General features: G+C 34.1%; 9 protein-coding genes and 2 pseudogenes. All 11 read right to left on the bottom strand.

Translation table 11 applies throughout. The features are described from left to right. Positions 1 to 161: 161 nt before the first annotated feature. A complete protein-coding gene (locus H5J24_RS25440) occupies positions 162 to 842 on the bottom strand; it encodes a hypothetical protein (protein WP_068939360.1) in 681 nt (226 codons plus the stop codon). Positions 843 to 846: 4 nt separating this feature from the next. Then, complete coding sequence (gene rfbD / locus H5J24_RS25435) at positions 847 to 1,710, bottom strand: dTDP-4-dehydrorhamnose reductase (protein WP_068939358.1); 864 nt, start codon at positions 1,708 to 1,710, stop codon at positions 847 to 849. Between the two features lie 47 nt (positions 1,711 to 1,757). Beyond that, complete coding sequence (locus H5J24_RS25430; protein ID WP_068939356.1) at positions 1,758 to 2,243, bottom strand: acyl-CoA thioesterase; 486 nt, start codon at positions 2,241 to 2,243, stop codon at positions 1,758 to 1,760. Between the two features lie 70 nt (positions 2,244 to 2,313). Further along, positions 2,314 to 2,817 carry an OmpH/Skp family outer membrane protein gene (locus H5J24_RS25425; protein ID WP_068939355.1) on the bottom strand — a complete coding sequence of 168 codons (504 nt, stop codon included), beginning with the start codon at positions 2,815 to 2,817 and terminating at the stop codon, positions 2,314 to 2,316. 66 nt (positions 2,818 to 2,883) lie between these two features. Beyond that, positions 2,884 to 3,438: an OmpH/Skp family outer membrane protein gene (locus H5J24_RS25420; protein WP_068939407.1), complete on the bottom strand. Its 555-nt coding sequence runs from the start codon at positions 3,436 to 3,438 to the stop codon at positions 2,884 to 2,886. An 8-nt stretch (positions 3,439 to 3,446) separates the two neighbouring features. After that, positions 3,447 to 5,979, bottom strand: a pseudogene (locus tag H5J24_RS25415) (BamA/OMP85 family outer membrane protein). A gap of 27 nt (positions 5,980 to 6,006) precedes the next feature. Beyond that, positions 6,007 to 6,756: an undecaprenyl pyrophosphate synthase gene (uppS, locus tag H5J24_RS25410; RefSeq protein WP_068939351.1), complete on the bottom strand. Its 750-nt coding sequence runs from the start codon at positions 6,754 to 6,756 to the stop codon at positions 6,007 to 6,009. Positions 6,757 to 6,761: 5 nt separating this feature from the next. Then, entirely contained in the window at positions 6,762 to 7,652 is an 891-nt protein-coding gene (porG, locus tag H5J24_RS25405) for a type IX secretion system protein PorG (RefSeq protein ID WP_068939349.1), read from the bottom strand. 213 nt (positions 7,653 to 7,865) lie between these two features. Further along, positions 7,866 to 10,357, bottom strand: a pseudogene (locus H5J24_RS26340) (exopolysaccharide transport family protein). Positions 10,358 to 10,361: 4 nt separating this feature from the next. Then, positions 10,362 to 11,216, bottom strand: a complete 855-nt coding sequence (locus H5J24_RS25395) for a polysaccharide biosynthesis/export family protein (protein ID WP_068939342.1) — start codon at positions 11,214 to 11,216, stop codon at positions 10,362 to 10,364. 38 nt (positions 11,217 to 11,254) lie between these two features. Then, a complete protein-coding gene (locus tag H5J24_RS25390; protein WP_068939339.1) occupies positions 11,255 to 12,373 on the bottom strand; it encodes a glycosyltransferase family 4 protein in 1,119 nt (372 codons plus the stop codon). Between the last annotated feature and the right edge of the window lie 32 nt (positions 12,374 to 12,405).

Genomic DNA, 12,405 nt, shown 5'->3' with positions numbered 1-12,405 from the left:
CATTATACCACGCAAAACAAATAAACTTAACATAAATTTCATATTCATGTAACATTTTACACCTAATGCCCTGATATCTTGAGAGAAAAATTTCAAACATTTGTTTGGAGAATTTGTTTTATTGTATGACTAAAACAAATTCAGCCTTTTCCGTAATGTTATTATGGTGTCTTTTCTGTATAAATAGCACTCAAAAACTCAGCATATGATTTTTCTAAGCCCGTAACATCTCCTGATTTAAGGTTTAAGCCTCCAATTCCTGAAGTGTCTGGTTTAATTTTTAATGATGACACTTGGAAATACAGGTTTTCATCATTGGTTTTGGGCTGAACTTTTACTGTTGAGCCTAAAAGTTTCTTGGTAGAGATGGTATATACTTCTCCCGGAACAATTTTTAATTTAAAAAACGATCTTGGTGATACCCTATAGTCTTTATTATTAATATTGATCTTCTGCTCTTTTTCTGAGGAAGCAAATATATACATCATCCCCTCCTTGACTTTTAGCTTTTCTTTTGGAGTATAATATAATGCTATCTTATAATTGGAAGGATTAAAGGTCTGATGTGATCCGTCTACATTTTCAAAAGGTTTTATGACAAAAGTATTGGCTCCAATCTCTTTTGCTTTTTTATATATTAATGAGAACACTATTTCATCATCTTTCGAGAACCCCTGAACTTCTGCTTCTCCTAAATAAACTGCTTCTGTTTCAGCTTCATCTTTTTTATAAAGAAATTTATCTGAGTTATCATTGGTTTTCTCAACTTTACTCAGATAGACATTTTGTGCATTCCAAAGCTGAATACATAGTATTGAAAAGATGATGGCAATATTTTTCATAATATTATTGTTGTGTAAGGATCTCAACACATTCTTCAAGACTGTGTTCCCAATGTTTTGGCTCAATTTTATAAATCTCTTCTATTTTATCCAGAGACATTGTACTTCTTACAGGTCTTTTGGCTGGAGTAGGATATTGTTCGGTTGTTAATGCATTCAATTGTATTGAAGATTTTGAAAATTCAGCGATTTTCTTTGCAAAATCAAACCAAGTGGTTTCCGGATAGTTTGAAAAATGGAAAATTCCAAAGGTTTTATTCGGGTTTTCGATAATATCCATGATAGCAGCTGCAAGATCATTTGCATTTGTAGGCTGCCCAAACTGATCAGCCACAATTCCCAATTCTGTTTTCTGAGAGAATAGATTCAACATTGTTTTCACAAAGTTCTTATTAAACTCAGAATATAGCCAGGAAGTTCTCAGAATAATTGTTTTAGGATTAATTTCCAATGCTAATTCTTCACCTTTTCTTTTTGATGCTCCATACACTCCTATTGGATTGGTAAAATCATCTTCTGAATAAGGAAGATTGGTATCTCCATCAAAAACATAGTCTGTAGAGACGTGAATCAGAATGGCCTTATAATCTGCACAAGCCTGAGCAAGATGAGCTACTCCATGTGCATTGACTGCAAAGGCTTTTTCTTCTTCTTTCTCTGCCAAGTCTACTGCTGTATATGCAGAAGCGTTGATACAAAAATCAGGTTTATTATCATAAAAGAAGTCATTTACCTGGTCTGCATTGGTAACATCTAAGATTGTAGAATCTGTAAAAATAAATTCATATTGGTTTTCAAAGTCAGGAGCTATTTTTCTGATACAGTTTCCTAACTGCCCATTACTTCCAATTACTGCTATTTTTTTCATATTTTATTCATTTTAAATTTTCAAACGACTCTCAACAGAATTATCTACTAAGAGTTTTTTGCGTTTTGGGATCTTAAAAACTTAACTCTTGACTGGAAATCTTTTTGTACCAGATCTACATAGAATTTATGGAAAGTTTCTTTGATATCTTCTGGATGGATTTCTGATTTTCTTGTTTTTATATTAAAATAAATAACCGTCACCCAAAGTACAGCATGAATTGTTTTCTCATCCAAACTTTTCATCAGAATTTCAACTTTAGCTGTTCTGTCCTGAATATCGATAGTTTTACTACTGATGACCACCTGAGTATTATATCTTACTTCTTTCAGATAAGCGATTTCATTCTGAATGGCAATCCAGGTACAGCCTGTTTGCTTGGTATATTCTTCATAAGTAAATCCGTAAAATGTCTCTACGTGATCTTCTCTGGCATTGAACATGTAATCTAGATATTTTACATTATTCAAATGACCAATAGGATCACAATCGCTAAACCTTACTTTTACTATAGTTGATACTTCTTTTTCCATTCCGCAAAAATAAACAAACCGCCTCTTTTGAAGGCGGTTTGTCTTATAAATCTTTGTTAATTTGCTGAAATTATTGAATTCCTAATTCTTTCTTTACAGCTGCAGTAGCATCAGCACCTGCTTTGTAAAGGAATGCAGGTGAATTTGCATCCATTACATACTCATATCCGTTAGCTTTAGCAACTTTATCAACAGCATCGTTCAATTTTTTCTCAATTGGCCCGAAAGCTACTTCTTGCTTAGCCTGAAGATCTTTTTGAGCTTTGTCCTGCATTTGAGCTATTTCTTCCTGAATTTTTTGTAATTCACCTTCTCTAGCTTTGTTTTCGTCTGCAGTTTTCTTAGGCGCTTCTTCGCTATATTGCTTTAGTTTAGCTTGCCCAGCATCATATTTTTTCTTGATCTCAGCTTGTTTAGTATCGTAGAATGTTTTAAGGTCAGCATCTGCTTTTTTCTTTTCAGGCATTGCATTAAGAACTCCCAATACATCTAAAGTAGCCATTTTTTGAGCTTTTGCCATACCTACAGAAACAACCATCATTACTGCTGCAAATAATACACTTAATTTTTTCATAATTGGTAAATAAATAATTTAATTTGTTTTTAGATTTCAAATTTACGTAAAAGTTAACTTACAATTTTACTTTTTACTTTTACTTGTAGTTTTCTCTTTTTTATCTGTTCCCTTCAGTAAAATAGCTAATACTTTTTCTGTATAGTCATATTTTCCCTGGAGAAAAATAACACTAATGTTATTGCTTTTATCAAGAACTATGCCCAACCCATTTTTTTCGGACATTGTTTTGATGGCTTCCCAGATCTGATCCTGGAATGGTAAAACAAGATTTGTTCTCAATTTTGCTATTTCACCATTGGCTCCGAAACGTAAGCTGGTAGTGGTTTTGACATTTTTATCAAGATCTGCAACTTCTTTTTCTCTCAATTTCAGCTGATCGCCTATCAATAACACTTTTTCACTTTCAAAGGCCGCCTTTTTTCGTTCATACTCTGACTGCAGGTTTTGAAGTTCTGACTGCCAGGTATCAATCTGAGAGTTTAGTCTCGCTTCGGCTTCTTTATACTGAGGTAATTTATTTAAAATTTCATTAGTATCTACCACTCCGATTTTCTGGGCATTTCCAAACCCAAAAATTAAGAGCAATACAAAAGTGATGGTTATTTTAAAGTTCTTCATATTTATAATTATAATGATTGGTTCATCAAGAAGTGGTTTCGCCATCCTGATGGGTTTCCGGACATTGTCTTATCAAATCCATAAGCAAAGTCGAACCCAATCAATCCAAACGCTCCCATATAAACTCTAACTCCCACACCTACTGATCTTTTCAACTGGAATGGATTATAATTACCCCATGAGTTCCAAACGTTACCTCCTTCAGCAAATGTTAATGCATAAATTTTAGCTGTTTGGTTCATTGAAATCGGATATCTTAATTCTAAAGTAAATCTGTTATAGATTGTACCCCCTCCTTTTTGAGTGATATCTTCACCTTCACCTCCATAAGTACTCGCATTTTCATATCCTCTTAAAGGAATCAATTCTCTACCATCATATCTACCTCCGAATAATCCTGTACCCCCTACATAGAATCTCTCAAATGGCGGTGCCCCAAGGTTTTTGTTATAGCCATCCATGAAGCCCATTTCAGCGGAAGATCTCAACACAAGTTTACCGGCAATTTCGTTATAAACATCTGCTTTAAACTTGACTTTATAGAACTCCATCCACTTGTATTTATCAACCGCCTTCATTGTTTCATAGTTTTTATTACTAAACAATGAATATGGAGGAGTTAGCTTAGCAGAAAGTTCAATATTGGAACCCATTGTAGGGAAAATAGGATCTATACCTGCTGAGTTTCTACTTAATCCTAGGTTGATACTAAAGTTATTAGCTGTTCCATACATCTCTGTTTCCGTTCCAAACTGGAATGGATAATTATTAAAGTCGTACTTCTGGAACTGTAATCCTGTATATAGTGAGAAATAATCATCCGGCCAGTTTAATAGTCTGTTCAAACCTACTGATGCGGAGAAAATATTTAGTTTTTGGGAACCTCCCAATCCATCACTGTATCGCACTCTTGAATTATTTAAACTTACAGAAAGAGCTGTAGGTCTTGTCCCGAATAGCCAAGGTTCTGTAAAGGATACTCCATAGTTCTGGAAGTACTGCCCTGCCTGTACCTGAATGGAGAAAGTCTGCCCATCACCCTGTGGTACTGGTTTAAAGTCTTTAAACTTCAGGAAGTTTCTCAATGAGAAGTTATTGAACGTTAATCCTAAAGTACCAATAAAGCTATTACCACCATAACCAGCCTGCAGCTGAACCTGGGAAGATCCTTTTTCTACAAGCTTCCAGTTAACATCTACTGTATTATCAACCTGGTTAGGCTGAATATCCTGACCGATCTGTTGCGGATCAAAGAATGACATCCCTGCCAAATCAAAATAAGTTCTCTTGATTTCGGTTTTTTTGAACAATTCTCCTGGTTTTGTTCTTAACGCTCTAAGGATTACGTGGTCATGGGTTGTTGTATTCCCCTGCCATGTTACTTTGTTCCAGGTAGCCTGCTCTCCTTCGTTAATTCTGATCTCCAGGTTTACGGCATCACCGTTCACTGATTTTTCAACCGGTGTTACATTGGAGAAAAGGTATCCGTTATTCATATAAACGGATTTAATATCGGAATCATCTTCTTTACCACCGTCTTCACCAACTTTTTTGTTGAATCCTACGGCATCATAGATATCTCCTTTCTTATATCCTAGTAATCTCTGTAAATATTCAGTAGCATAAACTGTATTACCAGTGAACGTAATATCCCCGATATAATACTTTTTACCTTCGTTAAGTTTTACATTGATTTCGTAGTTGTTCTTCTTATTCCTCCATACAGAATCTGAAACGATTTTTGCGTCTCTGTATCCTAAAGAGTTATAATAATTGATCAGGCTTTGTTTATCTTCCTGGTATTTATCTTCAATGAATTTGGATGATTTCAAAATACCACCGATGCTGAAACGTTTCTGTTTTGTTTCTTTAAAGGCTTTATTTCTAAGCTTTCTATCGGTTACATTCTGATTCCCTTCAAATTCAATATGGTCAATTTTAATTCTCTTACCCTTGTCAAGATTGATCGTCCAGTCTACCAAAGCAGGATCTCCCGCATTTACCTTATCTTCAATCGTGATTTTGGCATCAGCAAAACCTTTTTGATATAGTCTTTCGGAATGTTTGTTTTAAGACTTGACACCAGATTTTGAGTAATCTTTGTCCCAGGCTTTAGATTGTTATCTTTAGCCAGTTTTTCACCTTTTGATTTCCCAATTCCTTTGCCTTTAAATTTCACTTCTCCAAGTTCTTTCAGATCCTGAAGATAGAATTTAAGAACAACAGTTTGTCCTTCAATACTTTGAACGTACACTTCCACTTCAGAAAAGATTGGGTATCCCAAAGCTTCTTAACCGCATTACTGATTTTCTGCCCCGGAATATCTACGCTTTCTCCTTTGGATAAGCCAGTAAATCTAAGGATCTGAGCTGGTGTATATTTTTTTACCCCATCTACAACAATGTCTTTAAGTGTATAAGTACCTACCTCATTGTCTGCATGTACAGCATTGTTTACTTTTGTGCTGTCCTGTGGCGTTACTTGTCCATAAAAATGTGCAGAAGCAGCAAACATAATGATGGGTAATAGTCTAAACTTCATTTTATCGAGTCTTTCTTTTCTTAAAATTTATTGGCCTTGTATCTGCTCTCCGGTTAATCCGTATCTTCTTTCTTTGTTTTGATAATCAACAATACATTGGAAGAAAATATCTTTGGTAAAATCCGGCCATAGAACATTTAAAAACTGTAATTCAGCATAAGCAATCTGCCAAAGAAGGAAGTTGCTTATTCTTATTTCGCCACTGGTTCTTATCAATAGATCTACAGGAGGAAAATCTTTGGTATAGAGATAATTTTCGAATAATTTTTCATCTATATTCTCTACATCTACTTTTCCTTCTTTTACATCTGAGCTGATATTTTTAACGGCATCCAGTATTTCGTTTTGTGAGCCATAGCTGATCGCCAGTACAAGGTTTCCTTTTGTGTTTTCTTTTGTAAGTTCTACCACACGCTGCAGCTGCTCTCTTACTAAATCAGGCAGCTTCTCAAGATTCCCTATCACATGCATTCTCAATCCTTTACTAAAGATTTCCTCTGCTTCCAGCAGCAGGGTTTCCACAAGTAAGTTCATGAGGGTATTCACTTCTTCAGATGGACGGCTCCAATTTTCTGAAGAAAATGTGTAAAGTGTTAAATAAGGGATATTGATCTCATTACATGCATTAATAGCATTTCTTACAGCATTAATGGCATTTTTGTGACCGAAGGTTCTTTCTTCGCCACGAGATTTTGCCCATCTCCCATTACCATCCATAATGATGGCTACGTGTTTTGGTAAATTCTCAGAATTTATTTTATCTTTAATCAACGACATATTAATTAATCACAATAACATGGAGGTCTTCCAAACGAAAACGTCAATCCTAAACTGAATGTATTTAACCAGTCTTTGGATTTATCATCTCCAATATTTCTTTTTTTAATAAACTCTTCTTCTCTTTCCTTTGCAACGGCGTAATAGTTTCCTGATTCTAATAATGAGCCTCCTGAAACCGGATCCAGGATATCAGCATTAAAGGAACTTTTTACATCCTCAGAAAGAATCTTACTATGATCAAGCTGATCTGTCAGAGTATATCTAAATGTTGCTTCTGCAAATATAGCCCAAGTATGGTTAAATTTATACTTTAGCCCTACTCCAAAAGGGATATGCATGGTAACTTTTTTTCCTAATGAATATTCAGTGTTTGTTTTAAAGTCCATTTCATTAATCGGAGCCAATGCCACTCCATCCGGATCTCTTCTGAAATCATGGGAAAGATTAGCTTTAGGCGCATCAAACATCAAGGCTCCAATACCTCCGAAAATATATGGACTCACCATACTGATCTGTTCATTATTAACCGGGAAAAAATTATATTCAAACATTAAACTTGCTTCATATACATTGTTTTTCCCGTATGCATTTCTATTTCTTCTATATTCTTCTTTTGCAGCTTTATCGCTAAACTGAATTTGGTTATACCCTAAATCCAATCTAACAGTTTGGTGCGGGTTAAAATTAAATCTATATAAAATTCCACCATAAAATGGGATCCCCCAATCCGACATTCTATTTAAATCCAACGGCTTTTGTAAAATATAACTTGTGCTCCCTACATCACCCACTAGGTTACTCATACCTAGACGAACCCCCAATTCGTTTCTTTGTGCTTTAACACTTACCACTCCAAGGAAGGCAAGGAAGCTAAACAATAATTTTTTATTCATAAAAGAATATGGATTTATGGTTATTTTAAAATTTAATTTTTGCAAATATAAAACATTTTTATATTAATGATAATCTTAATGTTTAGTTAAAAATAAACAAAAAAACATAATTTGTTATAAAGTAAACGGCAAAGTGGCAAAAATATTCTTTTTTCCATAGAATGAAAATACATATAGTATGAAAAAACCCCCATCGAATGAGGGTTTAAGGCTCTATTTTTTATTAAACATTCTCTGCATCTTATTCCGTAATCTAATTAATAGCGGTTCTTTATAATTTTTATCTTCATCAAAATAGCCGTAACCATAGCCGTATCCGTAACCATAGCCATACCCGTATCCCTGCTTCGTATTATAATCGTTATAAATAAGTCCTAAATGTTCAATTTCATTATTCTGATATTTCTCTGTGATGAGCTTCATCATATATTTTTCGGTATACTCATGACGCACCACATAGATATTGGCATCAGAGTATTTCATGAGTTCATAAGAATCTGCTACCAGGCCGGCCGGCGGAGAATCTATAATAATAAAATCATATTTTTCCTTCAGTTCCTGTAAGAACTGAACATTCTTCTGACTCATCAGTAATTCTGAAGGGTTTGGAGGAATAGGTCCTGAGGTAGCAACATCCAGATTCGGGATTTTTGTATGATTAATAATCTGATCAATATGTACTTCTCCTGTAAGATAGTTTGATATACCATATTTGTTATCAATCTTAAAATCACCAAAGATCTTTGGTTTTCTAAGGTCCATTCCTAAAAGAATTGTCTTTTTATCACTTAAGCCTAATACAGAAGCCAGGTTAATGGAAACATAAGTTTTTCCTTCCCCTCCTACGGAAGAGGTTACCAATATCACTTTCCCTTTCTCATCTTCATTATTCATCAGGAATCTCATATTGGCTCTGATTCCTCTAAATGCCTCTGAAACAGATGATTTTGGCTGATCCAAAACCGTAAGCATATTTTCGCTGTTGTTATTTCCAATCACTCCAAGAAGAGGAATTTTTGTAACTCCTAATAGCTCTTTAATATTTCTAATCTTATTATCAAGCAGCTCACCTATAAGAATAAACAGTATTGGAATGAATAACATTCCACCTATTATACTTGTTTTTGCTGTTTTAATATTAGGACTTACAGGCCCCTGTCCAATATTTTTGGCCGGGTCAATCACACTAATGTCTGATTGATTGGTTGCTACATTTAAACGGGCTTCATTCTGTCTGTTTAAAAGGCTGTTATAGGTAGCCTCAATCATATTATATCCTCTTTCTGCATCCAGATATCTTCTTTCTTTTTCAGGATAGGTTGTTAAATCAACATTAGCGTCTGATACCTGACGATCAATTTTATTGATCTCATCATAATATTTAGTATAATAGTTTTTTAAACTGTTAAAAGAACTGGTTTTAGCTTCATTAATTAACCTGTTTACTTCTTTCATTGGCTCAGAAGTAGGTTTATAAATTAAAGCTAGTTCGCTTCTTTTTGTATACAGTGCCTTAAGTTCGCTTACTGAAGCGGAGAAGAATCCATCTTCAAAACCTGCCGCATTCGTAGCAATCATTTTATCAAAATTCTGTGACTGAAGTGTATTTCTAATATTATTCAGAGAGTTAACTTTGCTTATGATATCTGCTTTTTTAGCTTCAAGTTCTTTTATAGTTTCCAGAGATTTTTCATCTCTATTTTTAATATCATAAAGTTTTTCTGAAGTTTTCAGATTATTCAGGACAGCACCTGCGGAGTCCAATCTTTTACGTATTCCGTCCAGGCTTCCTTGTAAGTAAGCTGTTGTATTTTTATTAACGATATTTTTATCTTCAAGTCTTTTTTCTGAAGCTCAGCAACTGATTTGTTAAGGAAGTTCACCGTACCATTAAGATTATACCCTTTTTTATTGATAATCATAATAGTATTAATTTCCTTATCAAACCCTACTCCCAGGGTAGATACAATATCATTAACCCCCTGGTTTATAGTCGTTAAATTGATAATAATATTATCAAGTTTGATGTTAGGAGTAACCGGATTTTGAACCAACTTAAATCTCAAATTTGGAGAATTATACCATTCATTGATTCTAATAATCTTATTTGCCGGTCTATTGTATGCATTAATATTCTGAAAGCCTTCTACTTCATAATTATACAAACTTGTGGATTGCCCTTCTTCAGGCAATACTATTTCATACGTACCATTTCCTTTTGGCAGTATAGTGATTGGATAATTTACCTGCTGAAGATGTTTTTTATCAATTTCGAAAAAAACAGGGGAATCATCTTTATCCAGATAGGTAGTCTTTATAAATCCTTTGGTAGAATAGCCCACAAAAAGGTTCAATTCCTTTACCAAATATTCATTATGAGATCTTGACAAAAGCATTTTCTTTAAATAAACACCATCTTGATTTCCTCCCTGTCCCCAAATGAAATTAATGGACTGATTAGGGCTAAAATAACTTGAGGTATTATTGGAGATACTTAAAGACAAGTCTGAAGCATATACATTCTGAGCATAATACTTACTATATGCCCAAGAGACGGCATAACCAATAAAGAACATAAGGATAAACCAATACCAGTTTTTAAGCAGCCTTCTTATAAAGTGTTCAATATCAAACAATGCAAAAGTTCCGTACTTATCTTTGGGAGCTTCGCTTTTTCCTACGTTAGTTTCTTTTCCTGGGATCATAGAATTAAAGTCTTTGTAGGAGTACATATATAGATAATGCAGTCGTAATAGCCGTAACACCAGTAAGCATTGTCTGGATAGGATCTTTACCGAATCCGTTCAAGCTTTTTCTTCTGGTATTAAGATAAATTTCATCTCCATTCTGTATATAATAGTAAGGAGAGTTCATAAGGTCTTCACGGGTAAGATCTATTTTAGCAATTTTGATTCCTTCCGGAAGTTTTCTATGGATAACAACTTCTTTTTTATCTACGGTTCTGTTCAGCCCTCCATTAATAGCCAATGCTTCAGTAATGGTAAGTGTATTTTTATGAGCTATTTTTTCTCCTGATAATCCCGTAGTCTCCAAGTCACCAAGAATGTAATAAGTAATTCCGTCGGTATTCAGTCTTACTTGAGATTTTCCTTCCTGGAAATTTTCATTTACTTTAGCTTGTATTTCTTTTGAGACATCATCAAGAGTTCTTCCTTCTGCTTTAATATATCCTATTCCGAAAATATTAATATCTCCGTTGCCATCTACTTTTAATCCATTAAAATAGAAATTGAGATTTCCTCCTGATGTTGTACCTGTAGCACCGCCTGTAGCTCCAACGTTTACAACTCCACCACCACCTACTCCGCCTGAGGTATTATATGCGGAGTAAAATTGTGCTGCATCTCCTTTGGGTGTAGTCACAATATTAAGGTTAAGCATATCATTTTTGGTAATCCTGTATACAGGAATATTGTAGGGAACAAGACCTTCTTCATTGATTACAAGGCTTTCATTTGGCTGTAAATACCTTACATCCTTTACGGTAATGCACGAGGTAAGCAGAAAAGGTAATATTAAAAATAAATACTTAAAGTTCTTCATCATATTTGAATATTGTTTACAAAAGTAATATTTAATTGTTAATTTTTGTTATTTCTTAACCGATATATCAAATCTGGTAAATATGCTCCCAAAAAGCCTAAGAAAACAATCAGTAATAACAAAAGATTTACATTGGTGTGTCTTAAATAATAGGCTGCTGCTACAATCATTAAATAATATAAAATAATATAGAACGTAGATCTTCTATGGGTAAGATTTAATTTCAGAAGTTTGTGATGAATATGGTTCTTATCAGCATCAAAAGGTGACTTCTTGTTATATAGTCTCACAATGATTACATTCAATGTATCTACAATCGGTAAAATTAGAATGGCTACTGCCACTACCGGGGCTGACTGCAGGTGATACCTAGGTACATCCGCAAGATTCTTATCTATAAAAATATCTATAAAACAAATAGAAGTAAAGGCTAATAGAAATCCTAAAAGCATAGACCCCGTGTCTCCCATAAATATTTTATTGGTTCTGTAGTTTGACAGATTGTAATACAGAAACGCCAAAACAGTCCCAATAATGATTACTGACAAAACAACCAACGGATAATTGTATTCACCTAACCTATAATAACTGATTCCAAATAACGCACTGCAGATTACAGAATAACCACCTGCCAGCCCATCAATTCCATCAATAAGATTGAAAGCATTAATAAGAATAATAAATGTAATAATACTGAACACTACACTTACAAAATACCCCAGCTCATAGACTCCAAATATTCCAAATAAGCTCCTGATTCTGATATCTGAACCAATGACAATTAATGAAGATACTAAGATTTGAGCCACAAGCTTTTTATAAGCTCTCATGACCACAATATCGTCCATCACTCCTATATACAGAAGGATAATAAGTGAAGCAAACAGGAATTTATAAAGATCAAACAGTTCATATGCAAAAATAGATGCACATATTCCTATAGAATAAAAAATGGCAATCCCTCCAAGATTTGGGATTTTTCTAAGATGTGAACTTCTGACACCAGGTTCATCCATAAGGTTTTTCCTTCTGGAAATCTTTACAATAGTAGGGATGGAGAAAAAAGTAATTAAAAAGGAAAATACGAAACCTAATCCTATTTTTACATAGAAAATATTTATCCCCGATCCGCTTAAGAACAATTCAAAGTTTTTCATTCTTTTCTTATCCAGTACATATTATCTATTCA

Origin of the sequence: Chryseobacterium capnotolerans, from assembly GCF_021278965.1 — a bacterium.
Taxonomy (GTDB): Bacteria; Bacteroidota; Bacteroidia; order Flavobacteriales; family Weeksellaceae; genus Chryseobacterium; species Chryseobacterium capnotolerans.
This window is presented reverse-complemented; position numbering and strand designations above follow the sequence as displayed.